25 protein-coding genes are annotated in these 24,252 nt (G+C 47.6%); 9 read left to right on the plus strand and 16 right to left on the minus strand.

From position 1 onward, the window contains the following. Positions 1-6 precede the first annotated feature (6 nt). Positions 7-1,335: a GntP family permease gene (locus POF51_RS02645; RefSeq protein WP_069845133.1), complete on the plus strand. Its 1,329-nt coding sequence runs from the start codon at positions 7-9 to the stop codon at positions 1,333-1,335. Between the two features lie 75 nt (positions 1,336-1,410). Here the strand turns inward: POF51_RS02645 and POF51_RS02650 are convergent, their stop codons facing one another. Beyond that, entirely contained in the window at positions 1,411-1,833 is a 423-nt protein-coding gene (locus POF51_RS02650) for a VOC family protein (protein ID WP_069845134.1), read from the minus strand. A gap of 188 nt (positions 1,834-2,021) precedes the next feature. On the opposite strand from POF51_RS02650, the gene POF51_RS02655 reads away from it, so the two are divergent. Next, positions 2,022-2,234 (plus strand): glycine zipper domain-containing protein, encoded by a 213-nt coding sequence (locus tag POF51_RS02655; RefSeq protein ID WP_026043071.1) that lies wholly within the window; start codon positions 2,022-2,024, stop codon positions 2,232-2,234. 99 nt (positions 2,235-2,333) lie between these two features. Here POF51_RS02655 and POF51_RS02660 read toward each other — a convergent pair whose 3' ends face one another. From POF51_RS02660 to gltB, 4 genes are all read right to left on the minus strand, one after another. Further along, entirely contained in the window at positions 2,334-4,274 is a 1,941-nt protein-coding gene (locus POF51_RS02660) for a hypothetical protein (RefSeq protein ID WP_244521676.1), read from the minus strand. Between the two features lie 64 nt (positions 4,275-4,338). Beyond that, positions 4,339-4,683, minus strand: a complete 345-nt coding sequence (locus POF51_RS02665) for a WG repeat-containing protein (RefSeq protein ID WP_069845135.1) — start codon at positions 4,681-4,683, stop codon at positions 4,339-4,341. 8 nt (positions 4,684-4,691) lie between these two features. Continuing rightward, positions 4,692-5,144, minus strand: a complete 453-nt coding sequence (locus POF51_RS02670) for a WG repeat-containing protein (protein ID WP_069845136.1) — start codon at positions 5,142-5,144, stop codon at positions 4,692-4,694. 126 nt (positions 5,145-5,270) lie between these two features. Then, the gene (gltB, locus tag POF51_RS02675; RefSeq protein ID WP_271753682.1) at positions 5,271-9,884 is read right to left on the minus strand and encodes a glutamate synthase large subunit; all 4,614 of its coding nucleotides are present in this window, start codon (positions 9,882-9,884) and stop codon (positions 5,271-5,273) included. A 124-nt stretch (positions 9,885-10,008) separates the two neighbouring features. On the opposite strand from gltB, the gene POF51_RS02680 reads away from it, so the two are divergent. Then, positions 10,009-10,911 carry a LysR family transcriptional regulator gene (locus tag POF51_RS02680; protein ID WP_069845138.1) on the plus strand — a complete coding sequence of 301 codons (903 nt, stop codon included), beginning with the start codon at positions 10,009-10,011 and terminating at the stop codon, positions 10,909-10,911. Positions 10,912-11,002: 91 nt separating this feature from the next. Further along, entirely contained in the window at positions 11,003-11,437 is a 435-nt protein-coding gene (locus POF51_RS02685; protein WP_069845490.1) for a VOC family protein, read from the plus strand. A 52-nt stretch (positions 11,438-11,489) separates the two neighbouring features. Here POF51_RS02685 and POF51_RS02690 read toward each other — a convergent pair whose 3' ends face one another. From POF51_RS02690 to POF51_RS02735, 10 genes are read right to left on the minus strand one after another with little or no spacing between them, the layout of a single operon-like run. After that, positions 11,490-12,008, minus strand: a complete 519-nt coding sequence (locus POF51_RS02690) for a GNAT family N-acetyltransferase (protein WP_069845139.1) — start codon at positions 12,006-12,008, stop codon at positions 11,490-11,492. A 27-nt stretch (positions 12,009-12,035) separates the two neighbouring features. Then, positions 12,036-12,878: a MetQ/NlpA family ABC transporter substrate-binding protein gene (locus POF51_RS02695; RefSeq protein ID WP_271753687.1), complete on the minus strand. Its 843-nt coding sequence runs from the start codon at positions 12,876-12,878 to the stop codon at positions 12,036-12,038. A gap of 41 nt (positions 12,879-12,919) precedes the next feature. Continuing rightward, positions 12,920-13,588, minus strand: coding sequence for a methionine ABC transporter permease (locus tag POF51_RS02700; protein WP_271753690.1), 669 nt, complete (start codon positions 13,586-13,588; stop codon positions 12,920-12,922). Continuing rightward, positions 13,585-14,370, minus strand: a complete 786-nt coding sequence (locus POF51_RS02705) for a methionine ABC transporter ATP-binding protein (protein ID WP_069845142.1) — start codon at positions 14,368-14,370, stop codon at positions 13,585-13,587. The genes POF51_RS02700 and POF51_RS02705 overlap by 4 nt, the downstream gene beginning before the upstream one ends. A 4-nt stretch (positions 14,371-14,374) precedes the next feature. Beyond that, on the minus strand, positions 14,375-15,532 hold the full coding sequence (locus POF51_RS02710) for a M20 peptidase aminoacylase family protein (protein ID WP_271753694.1): 1,158 nt from the start codon (positions 15,530-15,532) through the stop codon (positions 14,375-14,377). A gap of 4 nt (positions 15,533-15,536) precedes the next feature. After that, positions 15,537-16,886, minus strand: a complete 1,350-nt coding sequence (locus tag POF51_RS02715) for an LLM class flavin-dependent oxidoreductase (protein WP_271753698.1) — start codon at positions 16,884-16,886, stop codon at positions 15,537-15,539. Positions 16,887-16,910: 24 nt separating this feature from the next. Beyond that, positions 16,911-17,753 (minus strand): MetQ/NlpA family ABC transporter substrate-binding protein, encoded by an 843-nt coding sequence (locus POF51_RS02720; RefSeq protein WP_271753702.1) that lies wholly within the window; start codon positions 17,751-17,753, stop codon positions 16,911-16,913. A gap of 30 nt (positions 17,754-17,783) precedes the next feature. Then, the gene (locus POF51_RS02725; RefSeq protein ID WP_069845146.1) at positions 17,784-18,434 is read right to left on the minus strand and encodes a methionine ABC transporter permease; all 651 of its coding nucleotides are present in this window, start codon (positions 18,432-18,434) and stop codon (positions 17,784-17,786) included. Between the two features lie 2 nt (positions 18,435-18,436). Further along, positions 18,437-19,456 carry a methionine ABC transporter ATP-binding protein gene (locus POF51_RS02730; protein ID WP_271754188.1) on the minus strand — a complete coding sequence of 340 codons (1,020 nt, stop codon included), beginning with the start codon at positions 19,454-19,456 and terminating at the stop codon, positions 18,437-18,439. Between the two features lie 58 nt (positions 19,457-19,514). Beyond that, on the minus strand, positions 19,515-19,805 hold the full coding sequence (locus POF51_RS02735; protein ID WP_069845492.1) for a glutaredoxin family protein: 291 nt from the start codon (positions 19,803-19,805) through the stop codon (positions 19,515-19,517). 346 nt (positions 19,806-20,151) lie between these two features. On the opposite strand from POF51_RS02735, the gene POF51_RS02740 reads away from it, so the two are divergent. Further along, positions 20,152-21,168 carry an LLM class flavin-dependent oxidoreductase gene (locus POF51_RS02740; RefSeq protein ID WP_069845147.1) on the plus strand — a complete coding sequence of 339 codons (1,017 nt, stop codon included), beginning with the start codon at positions 20,152-20,154 and terminating at the stop codon, positions 21,166-21,168. 76 nt (positions 21,169-21,244) lie between these two features. Here the strand turns inward: POF51_RS02740 and POF51_RS02745 are convergent, their stop codons facing one another. After that, entirely contained in the window at positions 21,245-21,535 is a 291-nt protein-coding gene (locus tag POF51_RS02745) for a VOC family protein (RefSeq protein ID WP_069845148.1), read from the minus strand. Between the two features lie 698 nt (positions 21,536-22,233). Here POF51_RS02745 and POF51_RS02750 point away from each other — a divergent pair. From POF51_RS02750 to POF51_RS02765, 4 genes are read left to right on the plus strand one after another with little or no spacing between them, the layout of a single operon-like run. Next, a complete protein-coding gene (locus tag POF51_RS02750) occupies positions 22,234-22,479 on the plus strand; it encodes a hypothetical protein (protein WP_017247078.1) in 246 nt (81 codons plus the stop codon). A 13-nt stretch (positions 22,480-22,492) separates the two neighbouring features. Further along, positions 22,493-22,861: a spore coat protein gene (locus POF51_RS02755; RefSeq protein ID WP_271753712.1), complete on the plus strand. Its 369-nt coding sequence runs from the start codon at positions 22,493-22,495 to the stop codon at positions 22,859-22,861. A gap of 17 nt (positions 22,862-22,878) precedes the next feature. Beyond that, positions 22,879-24,015, plus strand: coding sequence for a zinc-dependent alcohol dehydrogenase (locus POF51_RS02760; protein WP_017247080.1), 1,137 nt, complete (start codon positions 22,879-22,881; stop codon positions 24,013-24,015). Positions 24,016-24,046: 31 nt separating this feature from the next. Then, positions 24,047-24,241, plus strand: coding sequence for a hypothetical protein (locus POF51_RS02765; RefSeq protein WP_017247081.1), 195 nt, complete (start codon positions 24,047-24,049; stop codon positions 24,239-24,241). Positions 24,242-24,252: the final 11 nt, after the last annotated feature.

The following is a 24,252-nucleotide window of genomic DNA, read 5'->3' on the forward strand; positions in this document are numbered from 1 at the left end:
TTCATCATGCCACTCGTCATAACACTGCTGTCTATCATCTTTCTGCTCGTTCTCATTACTCGCTTCAAACTGAACCCATTTATTGCGTTGTTATTGGCCGCTGGATTTGTGGGAATCGCATCCGGCATGCCGCTTGTAAAAGTTGTGGATTCGATCAAGGATGGAATGGGTGGCACACTCGGCTTTATCGCGATCGTGCTTGCCTTGGGAACTATGCTTGGCAAAATGATGGCAGAATCTGGCGGTGCCGAACGCATAGCCCGTACTCTCATCAATCGCTTCGGTGAGCAAAACGTACATTGGGCCATGATGTTCGTGGCATTTATCGTAGGGATTCCGGTATTTTTCCAGGTTGGTTTTGTTCTCTTGATTCCACTCGTGTTTACGATTGCCAGACAAACAGGTGTCTCCCTTGTCAAAATCGGAATTCCGCTCGTAGCCGGCCTGTCCATCGTTCACGGGATTGTGCCGCCGCACCCTGCTGCTATGGCCGCTGTCGATCTGTTCCAGGCGGATGTTGGTAAAACGATTTTGCTCTCGATCATTGTCGCACTGCCTTCCGCGATTATTGCAGGACCACTCTACGGTAGTTGGATTAGCAAACGGGTCAAGACCAGCATCTCTCCAGAGCTCTCTTCCCAGTTGGCAGAGCCAAAATCCGAGCGTGATTTGCCTAGCTTTGCGATCACCGTCTTCACTGTCTTGCTCCCCGTGCTGTTGATGCTGTCTGCTACGGTTGCAGATGTGACGCTGCCAAAAGAAAATACCATTCGCCAATGGGCTGATTTTATCGGTAGCCCGATTACGTCTCTGTTGATTGCCGTGATTGTTTCCTTCTGGACGCTCGGGTTCAACCGCGGTTTTACCAAAGACGATATTCTCAAATTCACAAATGATTGCTTGGCCCCAACCGCGACAATCTTGCTCGTTATCGGCGCAGGTGGCGCATTTAACAAAGTACTGCTGAACAGCGGTGTGGGTGACTATATTGCTGAGCTCGCTACTGCATCTGCGATCTCTCCTATTTTCCTGGGCTGGCTGATCGCGGCCTTGATCCGTGTGGCAACTGGCTCTGCAACCGTCTCCATGATGACGGCAGCTGGTATCGTAGGTCCGATCGCGATGCAAATCCCTGGAACAAGCCCAGAGCTTTTGGTACTGGCAACAGGTTCTGGCTCCCTGATCCTGTCTCACGTAAATGATTCTGGTTTCTGGCTGATCAAGGAATACTTCAATATGTCCGTGCAAGATACACTGAAAACGTGGACAGTGATGGAGACCATTCTTTCTGTTGTGGCAATCATCTTGATCATGGGACTATCCTATATCGTGTAACCCGAAATGAAAAACAGGTCTTTCCATCCACATCACTGGAGGTAAGACCTGTTTTTTGTCTAGCTGGGTAACTCACTACTTCATTCGTTTGGCAATCGGATGATCTTCTTTCAGCTCTAGTAAATCCCACAGGTTGCCATATAAATCCTGAAAGACCGCCACCATTCCGTACGGTTGTTCGCTTGGCTCTCTCACAAATTGGATGCCTTTTGCGACCATCTCATGATAATCTCTCCAAAAATCATCTGTGTTTAAAAAGAGAAACACTCTCCCGCCAGCCTGATTCCCGATAAACCGCTCTTGCTCAGGTTTGGATGCTTTGGCAAGCAAGATTGTAGTGCCAACAGAACCAGGTGGAGCTACGACAACCCACCGCTTATCCTGTTCTGCCTGATACGTATCTTCCACTAAGGTAAAATGGAGCTTCTTCGTATAAAACGCAATGGCTTCATCATAATCTTTGACCACTAGCGCGATATGGACGATGGATTGAATCATTTGCTCAATACCTCCAGCTTCAAGGTTATGGAATGAAATGATTTGTTTGGGGCATCCTATGCCTTGGGGCTGCACGTTTGATATAGCAGAACTTCCCAACACTAATCGAGGGAGTGACAATCTTGACTACTAACAACGAACGCAATCACAACGATGCTGTTGACAACGTTGACAACAACGAAGCAAACATGTCAGGCAGTGGAGCTTCTGAAGCAGTAGGAACAGTTGGCGGTGCGGCAGTAGGTGCTGCCGTAGGTTCTATTTTAGGGCCGCTTGGTACCATTGCAGGTGCGGTTGCCGGGGGTGCACTTGGCAACGAAATGGGAGAGAATGTAGCGGCTGACGGCAATGACACATGGGATGTTGCGAATAATGAGGCCGATAGAGACCGAGCAGAATAAAGCAAGCTTCATCTATGTATGACAAATACGAGGTGCTGGGGCAAAAACCTGCACCTCGTTCCCATTACTTCCCGCACATGTTCATTGCCTTACTCCTCATTACTTCTTATTTAAATAATCTTCTACTGATTTTCGCTTATACTTGCCTGTTGCTACTTCGATCATCTTTTTATATTCTTCTTGTTGTTCCTTATCATCTTTTCTTTTTTTACGCTTATCTTCCTTAGCCTCCAGTGTTCTTTTCCCATTCATATTCGTTTTGTTTTTACTATCTTGATATTCGATGTCAGAATCATAACCAGTTATCGATCGTAATACTTGTAAGCTGCGCGATATTTTCTCTTTATATTGTGGATAGATCTCTTCTACTGTTTCCTGGTATAAATTCCTTCCTATCCGATGGTTTTTTATCCGTGTCAGAGTTAGGGTCTGTCCCTCTAGTATTTTGCTATACTGGGCCATTTTTTGCTGAATACTTTCAATCTCATCCTCTTCTTTCTTGTCTAATTCCTCCATCCATGTAGCGAACTCATTTGCTATGGTATCGAAGTCATCCTTTTCTTTCTCAAACCTTTCCTCTTCTTCTTGTTGTACATCAAAAAATGGGTAGTAATCCGCCTCTATTTTCTTAAGTGCCATGTATTCATTTCGAATTTTGTTTTTATCCAATTGATAAATAAATACACATTTTTTCTCGTCACGTTCGTCTAGATGGGAAATCCCTTCTGGAATAAATCTCATTTTTTCTGGCTTCTTTACATCGTCAATTTCTTCAATCTCATCGATAAGAATTTTGTTTCGCTTCAGTTTAGCTGACATGATTTCCAAAATATTGGTGGACGAAGCTTTCCCTTTTGTAACCTCACCAAAATGAGCAATTTTATTTGCTTCGTTCCCCATCCAATCTACCGGATTTTGATTTTTCAAAAAGTCTGTAGGTAAAGATTGATGCATGGAGTAGCGAATACCTTTCACTTTCTTAGCAGCGAAATTATTGGAATCAATGTCATAGAGCTCCTCATTTCCGTCCTTATCGGAAAATGCAAGATTGAATCTTGCTGTGTGGCTTTTTCTCGTAAAATCCAAATTTCCTTCATCCATTGTTTGAGAAAATTGTTCGAAAGAAGATTCACCCTTTGTTGGACTACTAAATTTCCAATTCTTTTTATCTGTCTTGGTCATATCCGCCTTCGCATCCCATTTAAACGGAATTCTGACTGGCAGCTGAATTTCCCATGGCTTCGTTGAATCAACCTGTTTCAATGCACCTAACTTTACCAATTGTTCTTGATCCACACTAAAGTTCCATTGATCGTATTTCACTTCAACGTTGTACACATACTCTGTACCTTTTCCCGCTCCACGTAGCATTTTTTCAATCGTATTATTATAGGAATGCTCGTTGTTTTTCACATCTTGCGGGGCTATATTCCACGCTTGGTTCGCTTCGATTCCTCGTACAATCTGATAACCGACCAGGTGTCCCCCATCGTATGCGGTTTTGGCTGCATCATTTTTTCCATCCCGTATCAATCGCTCTTCTGTACCCAAATTGCCGATCGCACTTACAAAAGAATCGCCTTTACGATCTTTTCTCGATGTGCCTTTTTTTACGATAGCAGAAACAGAATGAGGACGATCACATGTATCTCCTAATTCAACTGTCTTGGAAAAGAATCGTTTATTTACGTTGTCCTCACCATATGTATCTTTCAACACGCCAAAAAAGGTGGGGAGGCCTTTATCTGCTCGCACAGCAGTAAATTGACCTTCATTATCCGGATCGTTGTCATACTCATCTGTTGTGTAATCGGTTGGTTCAATACCCTTGAATTTGCCTTGTATCACAGGTTGGTTATTTTTTTGCTTTTGGAGTAAATGGATCATGGCTTTATTTCCGACTTTTTTAGCGAGCTGTAAGACATGTGGCGTTGAGTTTTTAGAGTTTGGGGATAGAGAAGAATTTTCAGGGGTTTGTCGATAACTTGATTGCGAATCTTGATTCTGGAAATACATCACATCACCTGCCAGTACGATCATTTATCGAATCTTTTCTTATCATACCAAATTCTGTCTACTTTCCCAATCCGATTGAAAGAAAACGTTACTGTACACCGACCACCGCAAAGCCAGCGGGAGAAATGCTCCTCACCCAAGCAAACTGAGGTTTCATGACCCATACTCCTTTTTTGTTGATAAAGCCCCATTTCCCGTTTAATAAGGCCGGTGCCAAGCCATTTGACTGAAAGTCGCCTGCTCTTGTATCCATTCCATAATCGGGTTCAAAGCTAGGCTTAATCACTAGTTTTCCCTTGGTGTCGATATAACCAACCTTCCCGTTTGACAAAATCCACGCCAGACCTTGATGGAAGTCGCCTGCATCTGTATAGGCGGTTTTGAGCAAAATTTTTCCGTTATTATTGACATAAGCCACCTTGCCATTGATCATCACCTTGGCTATCCCGTTGACGTATTGATAAAGCCGACTTTTCCATCCTTGTATGCCCAGGCTAACCCATTCGCGGAAAAGGAACGGTCCACAACCATGGACTTCTCTTGCTCGATAGGATGAAACTGCGGTTTGATGACCCATTGTCCCTTTTTATTGATGTAACCGTATTTCAGGTTTTGTGCAGCAGGCGCAAGTCCGTTTGCAGCGAAGGAACACACGTACGAGAATTGAGGCTTAATTACCCACTTTCCTCTTTGATCAATGAAACCCCAGGATTGGTTGGCTGGACTGTCTCCCAGTGTTGCAGCGTAGAGTCCACCCGTGTCCTTCACTTCCTCGAACGTAGGTGCCACGATCCATTCTCCCTTGCTGTTGATCACGCCTTCCTTGGCGTTGACGATGACTTGCGAAAATAGCAGAGCAGCGATGGATACAGCCATGATCGTGAATCGTTTCATCCATGATCCCTTCTTTCGCTGGCTTATTAGCAAAATCTTATACCTAATCCTATGACGTCATGGACAAGGGATTGGTTACCAAAAGAAAAGCCGACGACTCACAACATAAGTCATCGGCTTTTCTCCTTATTTGCCCACAGAGACAAAGGATTGCTCGGGCGCTTTCTTTTTCGGTGCTTTGGCATCGCCTTTCTTCTGGCTCATTTCAAAAGCGGCCAAAATCGCCTCTTGGCGTTTCATACCGGATTTCTCCAACTCCTCCATCGTGGAGACGATTTGCTTGTAATCTTTTGGAATGACTTTGACAAACTGTTGAACGGTACGTTCCCACTCATCGAGCAAAGCTTGTGCATGACGGCTGCCTGTGTGGCTGACGTGGTTTTCTAGCAAGCGTTTGACTCGAGCGATTTCCCGTTGATCTTCCAGTGTCTCCAGGAGTACCATCTCCTGATTGCACGTCGCAGCAAACTTCTCTTTATCTTCCGCCAGAACGTAGGCAGTACCGCCTGACATGCCTGCTGCAAAGTTTTTACCGACTGGGCCGAGAACAACGACACGTCCTCCTGTCATGTACTCGCAGCCATGGTCGCCTACTCCTTCAACGACTGCAGTCACTCCGCTGTTGCGAACGCAGAATCGCTCACCAGCCATCCCGTTGATATACGCCTCCCCAGAGGTCGCTCCGTAGAACGCAACGTTTCCGATAATCATGTTGTGCTCGGGAGTGAATTTGCTTTTTTTCGATGGTGCGACCGAAATTTTGCCGCCCGACAACCCTTTTCCTACGTAGTCATTCGCATCTCCCTCAAGATGAAGCGTGATCCCTCTAGGAACAAATGCCCCGAAGCTTTGACCTGCCGAGCCAGTAAAATGCAGGCGTATTGTATCCTCCGGCAGACCGTGTTCGCCAAAACGTTTGGTTACCTCGCTGCCCAAAATCGTACCGACTACGCGATTCGTATTGGTGATAGCGAGCTTTGCCTCTACCTGCTGCTGTTTATTCAATGCTGGCTTGCACAGCTTGAGTAGTTTTTGACGATCCAGCGTTTCTTCCAGCTTGTGATCTTGGTTGCGTTGATGATAGCGGCCCACTTCCTCGGAAACATCCGGTTGGAACAAGAGCGCAGACAAATCAACGTGCTTGGCTTTCCAATGATCTTTTGCCTTGTCGCTCATCTTCAGCACATGGCTCTGCCCGACCATCGACTCGATGGAGTGATAGCCCAGCTCCGCCATAATCTCACGAACTTCACGGGCAACGAGACGCATGAAATTCACGGCGTGCTGCGGATCGCCTTTAAACCGTTTGCGCAGCTCGGGATTTTGTGTCGCCACACCCACTGGGCATGTATCGAGGTGACATACGCGAGCCATGACACACCCTATGGAAACAAGTGGTGCCGTAGCGAAGCCGAATTCCTCCGCACCGAGTAGAGCTGCAATGACGACATCGCGTCCCGTCATCAGTTTGCCGTCCGTTTCCAGAACCACACGGTCGCGCAATTGGTTCAGCAAGAGTGTCTGATGTGTCTCAGCAAGACCGAGTTCCCATGGCAGTCCTGCGTGCTTGATGCTTGATTTTGGGGAAGCGCCTGTGCCTCCATCGTGTCCACTGACCACAATGACATCTGCAAGACCTTTCGCTACACCAGCCGCAATCGTTCCGACTCCAGCCTTGGATACGAGCTTCACGCTGATTCGCGCACGTGGATTCGCATTTTTCAAGTCAAAAATCAGCTGTGCCAAATCCTCGATTGAATAAATATCGTGATGAGGCGGCGGCGAAATAAGTCCAACTCCTGGTGTCGATCCGCGCACTTCGGCAATCCATGGGTAGACTTTGCTTCCTGGCAATTGACCGCCTTCGCCCGGCTTTGCTCCTTGTGCCATCTTAATTTGGATCTCTGAGGCATTGACCAAGTAATGACTGGATACGCCAAAGCGTCCTGATGCGACCTGCTTAATGGCACTGCGTCGCAAATCTCCGTTTTCATCCATGATGTAACGTGCCGAATCTTCGCCACCTTCCCCACTGTTGCTTTTCGCACCCAAACGGTTCATGGCAATCGCTAAGGTCTCATGCGCTTCTTTGCTGAGAGAGCCGTATGACATCGCCCCCGTTTTAAAGCGATGAACAATGGAGTCAACAGATTCTACCTCGTTTAGCGGGATCGGCTGTCGATTGGACTTGAAATCGAGCAAATGTCGCAGGGCTACGAATTGTTGTGCTGTCGCTTGCTCCGCATAGATTTTGTACTGCTCATAGCTGCCTTCCCGACAAGCTTTTTGCAGGGCATGAACCGTCTTCGGATTGAACAGGTGGAACTCACCGTCACGGCGGAACTGAAAATCGCTCCCTGCCTCCAATGCTTCCTCGGAATGCTCTGGCAAAAATGCTTTCGCATGGCGAATCAACGTCTCTTGCGCAATCACATCCAGTCCGATCCCCGAAATTTGAGAAGGCGTACGGCTAAAATAGCGATCTATGACGGTAGAATGGATGCCCACCGCTTCAAAAATTTGTGCGCCGCGGTAGCTCTGAATAGTCGAAATGCCCATCTTGGACATGACTTTTACGACACCCTCTACAGCTGATTGCAGGTATACTTCGACTGCTTCGTCGCTGGTGAGATCCTTCAGCCTACCCGATTCAACCAGACTGTTTACAGTTGAGATGGCGACGTATGGGTTGATCGCGTCGGCACCGTAACCAATCAGCATGGCGAACTGGTGTACATCACGTGGTTCTCCGGATTCGATGATGATGCTCGCTTTGGTACGTGTTCCTGCGCGGACGAGATGATGATGAAGTCCGCTTCCAGCGAGCAAGGCAGGGATCGCAGCCAAATCTTGATTCATTCCGCGATCTGATAAAATCAGCAAGGTGTAGCCAGCAGCAATTGCTTCATCCGCCGAAGCGAACAATTGATCAAGTGCCAGCTCCAGTCCTTGCTCTCCCCCTTGCGCCGGGAAGAGTATCGACAATGATTTCGCCTTGAACTCTTGGAATGGATTCGCGCGAAGCTTTGCCAGCTCTTGATTGGAGATCAAAGGATTGGTCAAACGAATTCTGCGGCAATTGCTCGCATCCGGTGCCAAGAGGTTTCCTTCCGCGCCAAGCACAGTATGGGTCGAAGTTACGCAAGCCTCCCGTAGCGCATCAATTGGCGGATTCGTGACTTGGGCGAATGACTGTTTGAAATAGTGGTACAAAAGCTGTGCGCGATCAGACAGTACCGCGAGTGGTGTGTCTACGCCCATCGAACCAATGGGGTCTTTCTGCTCAGCAACCATTGGGGCTAGTACCTTGTCGACTTCCTCCTGTGTATAGCCAAACGCTTTTTGGTGCGCAAGCAGGCTATCTTCTTGCAGCTCCTCCGTGCGACCTGCTGCCGGTAAATCCTCGATAGCATGCAGGTTATTTTTCACCCACTCCTTATATGGCTGTTCACTTGCGATTTTTTGCTTGATTTCCTCGTCAGATACGATTCTGCCTTCTTCGAGATCGACGAGCAGCATCCGTCCAGGGCTAAGCCGTCCTTTCTGGACAATCGTTTCATCTGGTACTTCGAGAACTCCAACCTCTGATGAGAAAATAATCGTATCATCTGATGTCACATAGTATCTCGCTGGTCGCAATCCGTTTCGATCGAGAATCGCACCGATATGTCTACCATCCGTGAAAGAAATAGCTGTTGGACCATCCCACGGCTCCATGAGGCAGCTATGGTACTCGTAAAAAGCTTTCTTATTTTCTTCGATTCGCTCATCCTGATCCCACGGTTCAGGAATCATCATCATCGCGACATGCGGCAAGGAACGACCTGCCAGCGAGAAAAACTCCACGCAGTTATCCAAAATCGCTGAATCACTACCCGCCATATCAATGACTGGCACCACTTTTGCCAAATCAGCACCAAACGCCTCGGACTGGAACATTTTTTCACGAGCCATCATCCAGTTCATGTTTCCTTGCAAGGTGTTGATTTCCCCGTTGTGAATCAAATAACGATTCGGGTGTGCCCTCTCCCATGTAGGAAATGTGTTCGTGCTGAAACGCGAGTGAACGACCGAGAAAACAGAAGTGTAAGAATTATCTTGCAAATCAAGGTAAAAAGCATCCAGTTGTCCTGGTGTGAGCAATCCTTTATAGACAATCGTACGCGAAGACATGGAAGCGGCGTAAAAATCAGCACCTGTTGCCTGTTCCACCTGCTTGCGAATGACGTACAGCTTCCGTTCAAATGCCATTTGGTCCTGTATATTCGAGCTGGCTCCGATGAATACTTGGCGGACATAAGGCTGACTCGCTACAGCCGTTTTGCCAATTTTCGTCGCATCGACAGGCACTGTTCTCCAGCCGAGCAGCTTTTGTCCCTCTGCTGCGACAATCGCCTCCAGCTGAGCTTCATACTTTTGCCGTTTCGCTTCATCCATCGGAAGAAACAGCATACCTACACCGTATTTGCCTGGCGCTGGCAGCGTGATATTCAGCTCTTTACAGGTCTTTTTGAAAAAGCCGTGTGGAATTTGCGTTAAAATCCCTGCACCGTCTCCCGTTTCCGGATCACTGCCTTGACCGCCGCGATGTTCCAATTGGCACAGAATTTTCAGACCCTTTCGGACCATATCATGCGTCGATTTCGATTTCAAATTTGCAATAAAACCAATTCCGCAAGCGTCATGTTCGAAAATCGGATCGTATAACCCTTGCTTAGCAGGCATTCCTTGTGTCGTCATGTATCTCCACTCTCCTTGCTCTCTCTGGTATGTTAATTTTAGATTGAGTGAAACGATACAAACAATATATAATTTATGCAAAATCTATCTCAAATCGAGATAAATGGGTAAGGTGGGGGTATTCATGGAGCTACGACAGATTCAATACTTCATCGAGGTTGCCAAACGAGAGCACTTCACCGAAGCCTCACATCATTTGCACGTCGCCCAGTCTGCCCTCAGTCGGCAAATCGCCAACCTGGAGGAGGAGCTCGGTGTGTCGCTGTTCCTCCGCGAAGGTCGCAATATCAAGCTGACGGCAGTTGGAAAAATCTTCTTGCAGCACGTCGAAATGGCGATGAGCGAAATCGAGAAGGCAAAAGAGAAGATTGAGGAGTTCCTCGACCCTTCACGTGGCACGATTCGTGTTGGTTTTACGAGCAGCCTCGCCGCCAATCCCCTGCCGACGGTCATCTCCGGTTTTCGAGCTCGGTATCCGGACATCGGGTTTCAATTAAAGCAAGGCTCTTATCAGGGACTGATCAATTCGGTCATCAACGGTGAAATCGACTTGGCTTTTCTTGGACCTGTTCCCACTCAGGAAAAAAATGTGCGCAGCCACATCTTCTTTGCTGAAAATATCGTCGCGCTACTGCCCGCGAAGCACCCGCTATCAAAGCAACCGAGCTTGCGTCTCAGTCAGTTGCAGGAAGATACTTTTGTGTTGTTTCCACCCGGTTTCATCCTTCGCAATATCGCTGTCAATGCTTGCTCGCAAATGGGCTTTTCTCCTCAAGTTGCTTTTGAAGGGGAAGACATCGATGCCATTAAAGGGTTGGTGGCGGCAGGGTTGGGCGTCACTTTGTTGCCAGAGCTTACATTAACGGATAACGTTCCTCGTGAGACAGTGAAGATCCCAATCAGTGAACCGTTGGTGACACGAACAGTGGGCATTATCATCCCCAACAACCGTGAGCTCCCCCCTTCTGAAAAGCTTTTTTATCATTTTCTGAAAGAGTTTTTTGATGTGCTGAGTAAGTACAGTTAAGGGGAAAGAATTACAAACTACTGACAGACTGTTGTCAGTAATTGGTCCTTATAATCGGAAGTACCATCCATTTAAAGGAGGAACTTCGATGATGAGTCACAACCAAACCTTGCGGGGCTTTGCTACGATCAGTTATTGGGCGGATGATGTGCAGGCGGCAAAAAAGTGGTACACCGAACTACTGGGCATTGCGCCATACTTCGAGCGGTCTGGACCGGATGGACAGCTCGCCTATGTCGAGTTTCGCATTGGAGACTACCAGCACGAACTAGGCCTCATTGACCGCCGTTTCGCACCTGTTGCTGCGGTACCTGGTCCGGGTGGCGCTGTGATGTATTGGCACGTCGACGATATTGAATCCGTACTCGATAAGCTTTTATCCATGGGAGCAAGAGAGTACGAACCCCTGATCCAGCGTGGTGACGGATTCATAACGGCTTCGGTCCTTGATCCATTTGGGAATGTCCTCGGCATCATGTACAATGCACACTACCTGGAGATTTTCTGTTCGTTCCAATCAAAGTAAGCAAAGACAAAGTCCTGATGAACAGAGGCATCAGGACTTTTGTGTATCTTTCTTACAGTCGCAGCCAGTAGCTTTTCACAAGTGTCTCCCCGTTTGAAAAGTCTTTCTCTATGGCTCTCGTAAATCCCAGGCGTTCGTACAATTTGATTGCAGATGCCATCATGTCTGTTGTATGGAGATGAAGCGTCGTTGCTCCTAGTCTTTGCATGCGATGGATGCTTTCCGCAATTAGCTGTGCCGCAATACCACGCCCCCTCACTTTCGGTGAAACGGCCAGAAACCGTATGATGGGGGAATCGATGCCGAGTTCTGGCTTGGCATAAGCGGCTTCTGAGGAAACAAATAGCTGAACGCTGCCTACTATTTCGCTGTCCAAGACCGCAACGATGAAGGCGAGAGTCCTACTGTTTGTTACGGATTGCCTGATTTCTTCTTTATATCGCTCCCATTTCACGGCGGATAAATGCTGCTCATATTGCTGGTAGGCTTCGAGTAGATGCTCCTCAATCTGATCGCGGTCCTCGACTCTTGCATCACGAATGCATAGATTGCCTATGTGGATTCCTCTCATGTCTCACGCGCACTCCCATTCGATGAGTTAAAAGGCGGGTACGACGGCAACTCCGTATTTGTCCTCGATGAACTTTTTGACCTCGGCTGAAGTCAAGGCAGCGTCCAGCTTTTTGATTTCTTCCCGATTCTCGTCTCCTTTTCGCACCGTAATCACGTTCGCATAGGGGGAATTCGCACCTTCACGAAATAAAGCGCTTTTCGGATCAAGCTTTGCTTCGAGAACGATGTTCGTATTGATGACGGCTCCCGCGAGATCGGGTAGCACCCGGGGTAAGGTAGCTGCTTCTACTTCTACGAATTCCAGTTTTTTCGGATTATCTGCTATGTCTTTCGGAGTTGCGGCGTAATTGGTTAGACCGCCTTTTAACTTGATCCAGCCTTGTTCTTGTAACAGAATCAACGCCCGGTATTCGTTGGACGGGTTGTTTGGAATGCCGATTTTCGCACCTTCCTTGATTTCGTCCTTCGAACCCAATTGGTCCGAATAAAATCCGATTGGCTCCACGTGAACTTTCGTCGTGACGACAAAATCATAGCCTTGTTCGTTTTTGACCGAATCCAAATACGGCACGTGCTGGAAGAAATTCGCGTCGATTTGCTTCTCTTTTAGGGCGGGATTCAGTTGGCCCTCGTCGTCTAGCACGACCACTTCCAAGTTCACCCCTTGCTCTTTGAGCTTTGGCTTGATGAACTCCAATATTTCAGCATGCGGGACAGGCGCGGCTCCAACTTTCACGGTGACTTCTTTCTTCGGTTCTGTCGCTTGACCCGTGCTGTTACTAGAGGAAGCTGATGTTGAGCACCCTGCGACTGCCAAGCTAAATGCGGTAAATAATCCTACAATAATTCCGAGACTCTTTTTCCCCATGCTTTCCACTCCCCTGGTTTCATACAGCTTGAATCCTTGCTTTATTCAAACTTGTAGCGTTTCTTATGGATCGCTTTGACGATCGAATCCCCTGACCATTGAATGACTTGGACAAGCAGAATGATAATGATCACGGTTGCGATGAGAACATCTTCTCGAAAACGTTGGTAGCCAAAGCGAATGGCCAAGCTGCCTAGTCCCCCAGCACCGATTGCCCCAGCTACTGCGGTAAATTCCGTAATGCCGATAATCCCAATCGTGACACCTCGTACTAAGGCTGGCATCGCTTCCGGAATGAGCACGCGGAAAATGATTGTGATGGGCGAAGCTCCGACGGATTTGGCTGCTTCCATCTTCCCTGCACTTACTTCCTTGAGTGAGTTTTCAATGATACGCGCCAAAAATGGTGCTGCACCAATGGATAAAGAGACAATAGCAGCTGTCGGCCCGAGCGAAGTTCCCACAATGAGTCTCGACAACGGCAGTAGCAACACGATCAGAATAATGAAAGGAAAAGACCGAACGCCATTTATTATTGACCCGATCACTTTACTCAGTTTTGGTGATTCGAGAAGGCCGCCCTTTTCCGTCACGACGAGGGTGATTCCCAAAACCATTCCGATCAAAAGAGCGAACAAGGATGACCAAAACACCATGTAAAGCGTCTCAAGTAACCCTTCCCATAGTAAGTCAACCAAATCTGCGTTCATATACCCGCCCCGACTCCTTCCATTACATGGCGCTTGTCACGGTAATAGTCGATAATATGGACAAATCGCTTAGCGGTATCACTTTCCGGATGAAGGAAAAACTTCTCCACACTCCCGGTCTCGACGATTCTGCCGTTTTCGATGACCGCCATGTTGTTGCATACGTGCTGAAGCACATCCAGCTCGTGCGTGATGAGCACAATCGTCAGCTTTAACTGGCGATTGATCTCCTTCAACAGCTCCAGAATCGAATACGTCGTCTGCGGATCGAGCGCGGATGTCGCTTCGTCACTCAGCAGCAAATCAGGGGAATTGACCAGCGCCCTGGCTATCCCGACACGCTGCTTTTGACCGCCGCTAAGCTGGGACGGATATGCGTTTTCCTTGTCTCCGAGTTGTACGAGATCTACTATTTCTCTTACGCGCTGATGAATGTATGGCCTCGGATGTCCAGCTACCTCCAAAGGAAAAGCGACGTTTTGATAGACCGTTTTTGCATCCAGCAGATGAAACTGCTGAAAAATCATGCCGATTTTCTGCCTTGCCTGTCGCAGTTCTTTCTCGGCTAAATCAGTAATCACTCTTCCTCCGATCTCAATCGTCCCAGAATCTGGCTCCTCCAGCCGATTGAGACAACGAATCAGGGTTGATTTACCCGCGCCTGAAAACCCGATGATCCCGAAAATATCTCCTTTTTCAATTTGTAAATGGATGTCCTGCAAAACAGGGATGTCTCCTTTTGAGGTTTTGTATGATTTCGTGAGGTTCTGGATGTTTACCATTCGTTCACCTGTCCTTTAATGCGCTAGCAGCCAGTTCGGCAAAATAATGAGCGCCAGGTAAAAGTGCCCGTTCATCCAGCGTAAATCCGGGATGATGCCATTCCTCGGTACCGGATGTACCGAAAAAAACGAAGGAGCCCGGTATTTTCAATTGATAGTAAGCAAAATCTTCTCCAGCAGCAGACGGATCGGGCGTTACGACTTGCAAGCCTACTTTTTTTGCTACATCGATGGACAGTTTCGTCAGCTTCTCGTCATTGTGAACAGGTGGTGGTCCTGCAAACCAGCGCAGATGAACTCTGGCACCATAGGCTGACGCCACTCCCTCGATAATCGCACGCAAGCGATCGGGAATTCGCGCACGTACCTCCTCTTGAAAAGTACGGATCGTACCGCCAAGAACGACTTTGTCAGGTATCACATTCCAAGTCGTTCCGCCGTGAATGGTCGTCACGCTCACGACAGCGTTATCCAACGGACTTACATTTCTACTGACAATCGATTGCAAAGCCGTGACGATTTGCGAAGCTGCCACGATTGGATCGACCCCGGCATGTGGGATAGCTGCGTGCGTACCGATCCCTTCCACTTCGATCTCGAAGCCATCTACGCTCGCCATCAGCGGTCCCGGTTTAATCCCGATGGTCCCGACTTCCAGATCAGGTTTGTTGTGCAAGCCAAAGATCGCCTGAACCCCTTCCAGCGCGCCCCTCTCCACCAATTGCCTCGCACCTGTTCCCTTTTCTTCTGCGGGTTGGAAAAGAAGCCGCACTGTTCCTGCGAGTGTCTTTTCCTGTTGCTTCAATAAATAAGCGGCTCCGAGGATGACCGCCGTGTGGAAGTCATGACCGCAAGCATGCATTTGCCCTGGGATTTTCGATGCGTACGGCAAGCCTGTTTCCTCTTGAATCGGCAATGCATCCATATCTGCGCGTAGGGCAATGATCGGCCCGCTATTGTTCACGCCTATTTCTGCCACTACGCCTGTTTGCAGCGGGAGATCGATGATACGAATATCCGCTTCCTCTAGCCATTCACGAATAGCGCGAGTGGTTTCGAACTCTTCGTAGGCAACCTCGGGATATTGATGCAATTGTCTGCGTATCGCAATCAGCTTTGACTCCAGTTCGGTTGATCGTAATGCCTCTATACCTGTTCCCACTACGCTATCTCCTTTCTGTCAATTGTTTGTTTCGGACCTGGAACCGATTGAGCGGCTTTTTCAAATGCAGATGATCTCGTAGCGTATCGCCCTCGTAATCGAGGCGATAAAGCCCTCTTTCTTGCAAAATCGGGATGACCTTGTCGACAAACACCTCCAAGCCATGCGGGAGAATCGGAGCGATGAACATGAATCCATCTGCCGCCCCTTGGGCAAACCATTTTTCCATCGCGTCTGCGATTTGTTCAGGGGTTCCGATCCATTCCCGATTGCTTCCTCCTTCTAGTAGCGCATACAACTGGCGCAAGGTCGGATTCTTTTGACGGATCAGCTCTGTCATCCATTCGAAATGACTCTGGATGCCATTCTCTTCTGGAAAAATGACTTCCGCAGCTGGCGTATCGAGCGAATACTTGCTGAAATCGACTTTGCCTAAATAACCTGACAAAAATCGCAAGCCTTGTTCTGGCAGCAATAAGTCATGCAACTGCTCATAAATCGCCTCTGCCTCTTCCTTCGTGTCCGCAATGATCGGGGATATGCCTTGCAAAATGTGCAATTCATCTGGCGTGCGACCGTAATCAGGCATCTTACTTTTCAGGCTGTGATAAAACTTCTTGGCACGCTCGAAATCTTTAACGTGCGAAAAGACGACTTCTGCTGTTCGTGCTGCCAGTCGTTGTCCTGACTCCGATGCTCCCGCTTGCACGATGACAGGCTGTCCTTGCTTGGACCTGCCGATATTCAGCGGTCCTTGTACGCTGTAATGTTGCCCTTTGTAATGAAGTCTGTGCATTTTTTCTGGATCAAAAAACACACCCGTCGCTTTGTCTTGCACAAATGCGTCATCTTCCCACGAATCCCACAAGCCCTGCACGACATCGATGAATTCTTCTGCTTGCACGTAGCGTTGATCGTGTGGAACATGGGACGTACGGCTGAAGTTGCGCCCCGTTTCTCCTGTTGCATCACCCGTTGTGACCATATTCCAGCCTGCGCGACCATTGCTGATATGATCAACAGAAGCGAACAGCCGAGCCAGATTGTAAGGCTCGTGGTACGTGGTAGATGCAGTCGCGACGAGACCGATTTTGGACGTTGCCCCGGCTAGAGCTGCCAATAACGTGATTGGTTCAAAACGGTTGAGAATATTCGGATGCGAAGCTTCATTGACTGCCAAGCTGTCTGCAATAAAGGCGATGTCAAACTTCCCACGCTCTGCCGTCTGAGCCAGTTGCTTGTAATAATCGATGTCGATACTCGCATTTCTTTTCGCTGTCGGTAACCGCCATGACGATACATGTATGCCCGTACCAACTAAGTAAGCGGATAAGTGAATTTGTCGCTTTTCCATCTGCTCTTCTCCCATTCGTTCGCGTTATGACTTAGACTTAAACGATTGTTTAAAATCGTTCAGTTCTTCAACAGTTACTTGCGTCGGGATGTAGTTTCCTTTATACGTCTCCGTGATAAAATCCGATACGATTTGGGACTGGTAGATCGCCACCAGCTTTTTTACGTCCTCCCTGTTTGCCTTTTCTTTTGTCGTCGCAATTACGTTGATGTATGGCTTCGCCGTTTTGCTTTCGTGAAACACAGCGTCTTTTAATAGAAAACCAGCCTCGACTGCTACACCGTTATTGATAATGGAGGCCGCCACATCCTTCATGACACGAGGAGTCGTTGCACCATCGACGGGGACAATTTCTAAATGCTTGGGATTCGCCTTGATCTTATCCGCCCCGCCAAATCCATCGAAATTGTCCACGACTTGAATCAGTCCAGCCTCTTGGAGCAGTAGCAAGGCACGTCCCCAGTTGGAGTCATCGTTCGGTACGGCGATCTTTGCCCTGTCCGGTATTTCTTCGATTTTTTTGAACTTATCGGAGTAGATTCCGAGGGGTGCAATGATCGTGGAACCAACGGGCACGATTTGCGAGTTATTTTTCGTATTGAATTGGTCTAAAAAAGCGACGTGTTGAAATGCATTGGCGTCGATTTCCCCATCGAGCAAGACGGTATTCGGATTGACATTCGCGTTGAATGAAACCAATTCAATTTGCAGTCCTTCTTTTGCCGCCTGCTCCTTCACGAAGTCCCACGTACGGCTTTCCGACCCGCGAATGCCGATTGTAAGCCCTGTCTGTTCCTCTGTTTTTCCGCAACCGACTGCGAGCATGGCTATCAAGGCGCATAGTAGGGTAAGCGCTACATTTTTCATCGATGGTTCTCTCCTGTCTCTTCTGTTGCCTTAGTTCCGGCGAATTTTACGGGCAAGCACGTTGCCGAATGATTGAATCCCTTGGACTAGCACGACGAGGATGACGACGGTCGCAACAATTGTCACGGTGCTGAACCGCTGATATCCGTATGTAATCGCCAAGTCTCCAATCCCTCCGCCACCGATTGCACCAGCCATGGCTGTGGCTCCGATTAAGCCGATGGTAGCTGTCGTGATGCTGAGAATAATCGACCCGAGTGTTTCCGGGATGAGAAAGCGAAAAATGATCTGTAATGGCGTTGCTCCCATCGCTTCTGCGGCTTCGATAATCCCTACGTTTACTTCCAGCAAGGAGTTTTCCACCAAGCGAGCCATGTAAGGTCCGCTGTAGATGACGAGCGGCACAATCGCCGCTGTCGTGCCGATAGAGGTCCCGACAATCAGCCTCGTCAACGGGATAATCGCCACCAGCAATATGATAAATGGAACCGAACGAAGGACGTTGATGATCGGATTCAAGATCGAAAAAATCAACGGATTCTCTAAAATGTGGCCCTTACGCGTAACCACAAGCAAAATGCCGAACGGAAGGCCTATCAATGTCGCAAACACGAGCGATACGCTCACCATGTAAATCGTTTCGTATACGGCTTGGATGACTTGGTCGGATGTGACTTCCATCGTTATGAAATCTCCTTAACCGTGACGTTTTGTTGCAGGATGTATTGGTACGCGCGGGCAATTTCTCGTTCGCTGCCCTGCAATTCGACAATCAAGTTGCCAAATGGCACTCCTTGCAGCTCGGTAATGTTTCCGAATAGGACATGGACGTCACTGGCAAATCGCTTCGCTACTTGCGAGAGCATCGGTTGACCAGAGCTTTCTCCGATAAAACGAATATGGAGGATCTTGGATCTTCCTTGATTCGCTTCAAGAAGCTTGTAAACACTGGATGGAATGTCGTCACGTACCACTGATTTGACAAAATGGCGAGCCGTCTCTGTCTGAGGATTCGCAAATACCTCCAAGACATTTCCTTGTTCCACGACAGCGCCTTGCTCCATGACCGCAACACGGTTGCAAACCTCTTTGATGACATTCATTTCATGGGTAATCATGAGAATGGTGACGTTGTATTCCTCGTTCACTCTTGTGAGTAATTCCAGAATGGACGCGGTCGTTTGCGGGTCCAATGCCGAAGTTGCTTCGTCGCTCAGCAAAATGGACGGATTGGTCGCCAGTGCACGTGCGATCCCGACGCGTTGCTTTTGTCCGCCGGATAGCTGGTTGGGGTAGGTCTGCGCTTTTTCAGTTAAGCCAACAAACGACAAGAGTTCATTGACACGTTCCTTGATTTCCTTTTGCGAAGTGGTTCCGAGCCGCAGCGGCATGGCTACATTTTCAAATACGGTCTTCGTAGAGAGCAAATTGAACTGCTGAAAGATCATCCCGATGTTTTTCTTCAGGCTCCGCAAATGTTTGACCGACAAAACAGACAAATCATTCCCGTCGACAATCACTCTGCCAGATGTGGGCTGCTCCAATCGATTGACCGTGCGAAGCAACGTGCTTTTGCCAGCGCCGCTTAAGCCGATCACACCGAAAATGTCGCCTTTGTGCACGTTCAGCGTAACACCTTTTAATGCCTCAATCGTTGCGCCGCCACTTTCATATGATTTATGGACTTCGTGAAACTCAATCATGCTCTCTATCGGTTCAATCTTCTTCCCGTTGGACGGAAGAGATGCATGTGTCTCCTCCCTAATCGCTTGTACGCTCCCCATGTTGATCCCCCCTACCGACTGACAATCGCGATTGTAACTGATCCAGTTCTGTATGAAGCAATGCTTCGTATTTGCCATCCCCGCCGATTTCCACCACCGGGACCAGGCGCGTGCCGTATTTGACTTCCAGCACATCGCGGAGCACGTCTTTTCCTTCTACATCAATCCATTCGAAAGGGCGTTGATTCGCTTGTAAAATAGCCTTGACGTCTGTACAAAATGAGCACCCGCTTCTTCCCCATACAATCACTTTTTGTTTGGCTGACATGTACAACTCCTCCTTCTCCCAACGCTGTCTTCCGGCGCGATCCAAAAACAAAAAGACCCCCTACCCATTGGCAGGAAGTCTCCAGTTGTCTGGTCGACATTTTTAATTCGCATCGGATTACTTGGGATATTATCATTCGCAGCTTTGCCACGTCAACAGCTAATTTCACTGCATCACGATTACCAAGGATTGAAAAAGTCATTGACAATGAAATGGGGTTACCGATAAAATCCTAGCAAATAACTATGAAATTAGCCGACTGGACATCCAGAGGCCCCCTTTGTACATGAAAACGTACGATCAGGGGGCCTCTATTTTTACTTTACGAATAGGAGCGAACAACAACATGACGCTAAAACTAAGCATTTTGGATCAGAGTCCCATCCAAGAAGGAGAAACGGCAACAGAGGCCTTTTTGCATACCATTGCCTTGGTCAAGAAGGCCGAAGAACTCGGCTATCACCGATTTTGGGTGTCTGAGCATCATGACTTAGATCATGTGGTCGGCTCATCACCAGAGGTGCTCATCGCCCATTTGCTGGCGAAAACAGAACGTATCCGTATCGGTTCCGGTGGAGTAATGCTACAACACTACAGCCCGTATAAAGTAGCTGAAAATTTCCATGTACTGGCTTCCCTGGCACCTGGTCGCGTCGATCTCGGTATTGGCAGAGCTCCCGGTGGGCTTCCGTTATCGACAAAAGCACTGCAACAGGAGAGCACAGGAACCAACCGAACTCTTGCAGAAAAACTCGAAGAACTCGAGCATTTTCTCCACGACGAGCTAATACCTGCGCATTCCCTTTATGGATTAAAAGTCATTCCGACTCCGCCCGAGCCTGCTGATTTATTCTTATTGGGTACCAGTATCGAAAGCGCAGAATTAGCTGCTTCCCGGGGTATTCCATACGTATTTGCCCTGTTTATCAACCATGATGAGACGGTGAGTCAAGCCGCCATGGAAGCCTACCGAAAACAGTTTCGTCCAGGCAGAATCGCCAACCCGCAAGCACTCCTTGCTCTTTCTGTCATCGTAGCCGATACCGAAGAAGAAGCCGCTCAATTAGCAAAGGAAAGCAAAGTCGCCAAAATCCATTTGCAAAGCGGAAAAACCGTAACCGTCACCAGTCTGAAAAAGGCGGAAGAATTCGGGCTTCAATCCGTCGAGCCGTATACGATTGAGGTAAAGGAAGCGAATGTCATTCACGGAACGAAAGACACAGTACGTAAAAAGCTCATCGCCATCCAGGATCAGTACGACATCGAGGAAGTCATCATTACAGCCCCTATCAAAGACTTTCAAAAACGAATGCTGTCATATGAGCGGTTGCGGGAAGCATTTTCGGAACTGACTGTTTCCTGATTGGCGCCAGACAGATTCCAAAATGAATTTATCGTGGCTGACCCGCTTGTGAGGATATAACGGGTCAGCTTTTTTCCTATCCTTCCCTATTATCCCACTCCTCTAGCGTCATCATTTTGAAGGCTTCCTCAAAATCAATTCGTAAGGGTGCGATGAATTCCAATAAGTTACCATCAGGATCTTCAAAGTAAATAGCAGCGTGAGCTTGGGGGTTATTCGGCAATACAAGCGGCTGTTTTTCTGGTGGGAAACCGAAGCTAGTTGTTACCTCTATCCCCTTCTGTTCAGAGATAATAAAGTCTGTCACTAAATAATAGACTTTGTCACTAGGTAATAAAGTCTGTAACTGAGTAATGAAGTTTGTCACTTTGATGTTACGTAAAAAGAACAGTGAAACCAGTAAAAAAGTGTGAAACTGCTTAGTTTAGTCCCGATGATGGAGTTAATGATCATCGGGACTTCTTTTATTCCATCTAGGGGTGATACTATTTTGACTATAGGTAACCGAATAAAGTTTATAAGAAAAGCGAATAAGGTGGACCCAATAAACTCAGCCAGTCTAACACTTAATTATCGTGTTTTGACTGGCTTTTTGTACGGTAAGTTTGGATAGTCTAATACTATATTAGCCTTGAACAGCACAACAGAGCCCGTACAATCTTTAGTTCCCATGGATTAAGTACAAGTATGTCAAAAAGAGTAAGGAAAAAATGAAATATTTCAACGAATAATGATACACATTTTGACATACAGAATACGGTTTGTTTCCTGATGTGTCATAAAGCATGCTTTTTGACAGTGTTCAGAATTATGCTTACTCTTTGCAGCTAAAGATGCTGGTGGATGAACTGCGTGATCTTGAATTCGGATAGGTACCTTTTTCGCTTGTTTCGGCAACGCTTAAGTAGATGATTCGATTGACTAGAAAAATACATCAAATATTGGAGGCAGCCAAGCGAACGTAACTTCTACTAACCATTCCGACACAGTAGTTATCTCTGAATACCAATATACACAAAGGGCAGAATATAAAGGTTCATTTAACTGGAAGGAGGTCGTTACATAATGGATAGACAAACACTGGCTGCACATGAATCACTTGAAATCCATGAAGCACTCAACTTCAAGACACTCTGCCTTGCCAAGTCTAAATTGATGCAAGGCATCGTATTCGATCAGGATCTAAAAGCATTGATGCAAAAAGACGTAGAACAAACTACGCAAGCAATTGCCGAGCTACAGGCAGTCTATCAGAAAGCTCCATTTCAAGCCCCGGTTCCGCAAAATCGCCCTACTCCTATATTGAATTGAAGGTGATACTCGAATGAATAACGATTATCAAGATCCGATTAATGCGTTACACATGCCAGAGATGGCTGATATGACGTTTGCCATGGATTTCCTCGTCCGTTCCAAAGAGGACGTCCGAAACACGGCAATCGCCCTGACAGAAACAGTATCCCCTGAGGCTAGAGCGGTACTTCGCAAGCAGCTCCACCAAGGGATCGCTATCCATCAAGAAATTGCTGAGCTCATGATTAGTAAAAAATGGTTCCACCCTTACGAACTCAATGAACAATATCAATTGGACCAGCTTTCGGCCTTGAACACCATCCAAATTGGACAAATGAAGCTTTTCCCTGAGGATACCTCGCGCAAAGGCATGTTCGATCGGACGCCAGATGAACAATAATATTGGAGGAACAATGGATGAAAGCTGTTACATATCAGGGCATTAAGAACGTCGTGGTAAAAGAAGTTCCAGATCCAAAGATCGAGAAACCCGACGATATGATTATCAAGCTGACCAGCACAGCAATTTGCGGATCTGACCTGCATTTAATCCACGGAATGATTCCGAATTTGCAAGAAGACTATATCATCGGCCATGAACCAATGGGTATTGTTGAAGAGGTTGGCCCGGGCGTAACCAAGCTGAAAAAGGGAGATCGCGTCATTATTCCATTCAATATTGCCTGCGGGGAGTGCTTCTACTGCAAGAACCAGTTAGAAAGCCAATGCGATAATTCAAATGAGAATGGGGATATGGGTGCTTACTTCGGCTATTCAGGCACGACTGGCGGTTATCCTGGAGGACAAGCCGAGTATTTACGGGTGCCCTTCGCAAATTTCACCCATTTCAAGCTCCCTGAAAACTGCGAAGTGGAAGACGAAAAGCTGTGTCTGATCGCCGATGCCATGACGACCGCTTACTGGAGCGTTGATAATGCCGGTGTGAAAAACGGAGATACAGTCATTGTTTTGGGCTGCGGTCCAGTGGGACTTCTTGCACAAAAGTTTTGCTGGCTGAAGGGCGCAAAACGTGTAATCGCGGTCGACTATGTCGATTACCGCTTGCAGCATGCAAAGCGTACGAACAATGTGGAAATCGTAAACTTTGAGCAAGAGAAAAATATTGGAAGCTATCTGAAGGAAATGACAAAGGGTGGCGCTGATGTTGTCATCGACGCTGTTGGTATGGACGGGAAAATGTCCGATTTGGAGTTTCTCGCGAGTGGCCTAAAACTGCAAGGGGGCGCAATGGGTGCGGTGGTTATCGCTTCTCAAGCCGTGCGGAAGGCTGGCACGATTCAAATTACCGGTGTCTACGGAGGACGATATAATGCGTTTCCTCTTGGCGACATCATGCAACGCAATGTCAATATTCGTTCGGGACAAGCCCCAGTCATCCACTACATGCCGTATATGTACGAACTCGTGACGTCAGGCAAAGTGGATCCCGGCGACATCATCACCCACGTTATCCCTTTGAGCGACGCGAAGCGCGGATACGAAGTGTTCGATACGAAGACGGACAACTGCATCAAAGTTGTTCTAAAGCCTTAACTAGAATCGTGGAAAGGGAGGCTGTCCTTCGATGGCATACGGATTGCACGAACAGCTGGAGGTTCATGAGATTGCTGCTTTTAAAACCATTTGCTTGACCAAATCCAAGACCATGCAAGCATTGGTTGCGGACGAAGCATTAAAACAAATTTTAGCCGATGATGTTCATGTATCTACTAGACAGCTTCAGGAGCTGAGCTCGTTGCTAACAAATGCAGCTACATAGGAGGTGAAGAC

The organism is Brevibacillus sp. AG (genome assembly GCF_028369215.1).
Classification (GTDB): Bacteria; Bacillota; Bacilli; order Brevibacillales; family Brevibacillaceae; genus Brevibacillus; species Brevibacillus porteri.

Excerpts from the sequence above, each read along its gene's own strand:
- POF51_RS02730 (WP_271754188.1), bottom strand. The coding sequence starts at position 19,456 with ATGATTGAGTTTCACGAAGTCCATAAATCATATGAAAGTGGCGGCGCA.
- POF51_RS02715 (WP_271753698.1), bottom strand. The coding sequence starts at position 16,886 with ATGGAAAAGCGACAAATTCACTTATCCGCTTACTTAGTTGGTACGGGC.
- POF51_RS02700 (WP_271753690.1), bottom strand. The coding sequence starts at position 13,588 with ATGAACGCAGATTTGGTTGACTTACTATGGGAAGGGTTACTTGAGACG.
- POF51_RS02685 (WP_069845490.1), top strand. The coding sequence starts at position 11,003 with ATGAGTCACAACCAAACCTTGCGGGGCTTTGCTACGATCAGTTATTGG.
- POF51_RS02665 (WP_069845135.1), bottom strand. The coding sequence starts at position 4,683 with ATGATCAATGGCAAGGTGGCTTATGTCAATAATAACGGAAAAATTTTG.
- POF51_RS02655 (WP_026043071.1), top strand. The coding sequence starts at position 2,022 with ATGTCAGGCAGTGGAGCTTCTGAAGCAGTAGGAACAGTTGGCGGTGCG.
- POF51_RS02695 (WP_271753687.1), bottom strand. The coding sequence starts at position 12,878 with ATGGGGAAAAAGAGTCTCGGAATTATTGTAGGATTATTTACCGCATTT.
- POF51_RS02650 (WP_069845134.1), bottom strand. The coding sequence starts at position 1,833 with ATGATTCAATCCATCGTCCATATCGCGCTAGTGGTCAAAGATTATGAT.
- POF51_RS02755 (WP_271753712.1), top strand. The coding sequence starts at position 22,493 with ATGAATAACGATTATCAAGATCCGATTAATGCGTTACACATGCCAGAG.
- POF51_RS02735 (WP_069845492.1), bottom strand. The coding sequence starts at position 19,805 with ATGTCAGCCAAACAAAAAGTGATTGTATGGGGAAGAAGCGGGTGCTCA.
- POF51_RS02660 (WP_244521676.1), bottom strand. The coding sequence starts at position 4,274 with ATGATCGTACTGGCAGGTGATGTGATGTATTTCCAGAATCAAGATTCG.
- POF51_RS02765 (WP_017247081.1), top strand. The coding sequence starts at position 24,047 with ATGGCATACGGATTGCACGAACAGCTGGAGGTTCATGAGATTGCTGCT.
- POF51_RS02670 (WP_069845136.1), bottom strand. The coding sequence starts at position 5,144 with ATGAAACGATTCACGATCATGGCTGTATCCATCGCTGCTCTGCTATTT.
- POF51_RS02690 (WP_069845139.1), bottom strand. The coding sequence starts at position 12,008 with ATGAGAGGAATCCACATAGGCAATCTATGCATTCGTGATGCAAGAGTC.
- gltB (WP_271753682.1), bottom strand. The coding sequence starts at position 9,884 with ATGACGACACAAGGAATGCCTGCTAAGCAAGGGTTATACGATCCGATT.
- POF51_RS02725 (WP_069845146.1), bottom strand. The coding sequence starts at position 18,434 with ATGGAAGTCACATCCGACCAAGTCATCCAAGCCGTATACGAAACGATT.
- POF51_RS02740 (WP_069845147.1), top strand. The coding sequence starts at position 20,152 with ATGACGCTAAAACTAAGCATTTTGGATCAGAGTCCCATCCAAGAAGGA.
- POF51_RS02750 (WP_017247078.1), top strand. The coding sequence starts at position 22,234 with ATGGATAGACAAACACTGGCTGCACATGAATCACTTGAAATCCATGAA.
- POF51_RS02680 (WP_069845138.1), top strand. The coding sequence starts at position 10,009 with ATGGAGCTACGACAGATTCAATACTTCATCGAGGTTGCCAAACGAGAG.
- POF51_RS02760 (WP_017247080.1), top strand. The coding sequence starts at position 22,879 with ATGAAAGCTGTTACATATCAGGGCATTAAGAACGTCGTGGTAAAAGAA.
- POF51_RS02720 (WP_271753702.1), bottom strand. The coding sequence starts at position 17,753 with ATGAAAAATGTAGCGCTTACCCTACTATGCGCCTTGATAGCCATGCTC.
- POF51_RS02645 (WP_069845133.1), top strand. The coding sequence starts at position 7 with ATGCCACTCGTCATAACACTGCTGTCTATCATCTTTCTGCTCGTTCTC.
- POF51_RS02705 (WP_069845142.1), bottom strand. The coding sequence starts at position 14,370 with ATGGTAAACATCCAGAACCTCACGAAATCATACAAAACCTCAAAAGGA.